Raw genomic sequence first — 698 nt, forward strand, 5'->3', positions numbered from 1 at the left:
AGCCGGGCGGCCAGCGCATCGATCGCGCCGCGCACCTCGTAGAGCTGGCGGATGCGTGACGGGTCGAGCTGGGTGACTTCAAAGCCGCGCTTGCCGCTCTCGGCGACTAGTCCCTGCCGGTGCAGCAGATGCAGCGCATGCGAGACAGGCTGGCGCGACACGCCGAGCTTGTCGGCCAGCTCGTTCTGCCGGATGCGCTGGCCGGGCTGCAGCGTGCGGTCGGATATCGCCTCCAGGATCCGCGCATAGACCTGGTCGATCAGGTTCGGGAGCGGGTCGAGAGGGATCACGCCGGCAGCTCCGAAAGATAGAGGGAATACGGAATTCCGTATTCGACGCTACGCTTCGCAAGGTGGAGCCGTCAAGTGGTATCGGAGGATGGCGCGATGTCTTCCCGTCAGGGTCTAGTAAGTCATTGATTTCACTAGACCTGACTACTGTGCATGGGGTTGTTTTCGCGATATCGAGTCCGGGCCTCACCCCTCCAGCACTTCCACCTCCAGCGCGGCGATCCGTTCCGCATCGGCCAGCGCCTCCATCTCGGCAATACGGTCGCCCCTGAACGTCACGCGCAGCGCGATGCGCAGCTGTCCGCCGAGGATGACGGCAACGCCGATTTCGCCATCGACCAACGCGGTCCGTGCGGCCCGGGCGCGGCCCTTGTAGAGCTGCGCCACCGCATCGGCGCCGCGGATCTC

General features: G+C 65.3%; 1 protein-coding gene and 1 pseudogene. Both read right to left on the reverse strand.

From position 1 onward, the window contains the following. Positions 1-290, reverse strand: a 290-nt coding sequence (locus MOV75_RS40715) for a GntR family transcriptional regulator (RefSeq protein ID WP_247008491.1), incomplete at its 3' end; no start/stop codon positions are given. Between the two features lie 186 nt (positions 291-476). Further along, positions 477-698, reverse strand: a pseudogene (locus MOV75_RS40720) (RNA polymerase subunit sigma-70); the annotation flags it as partial.

This window comes from Bradyrhizobium sp. PRIMUS42 (assembly GCF_023006515.1).
GTDB lineage: Bacteria > Pseudomonadota > Alphaproteobacteria > Rhizobiales > Xanthobacteraceae > Bradyrhizobium.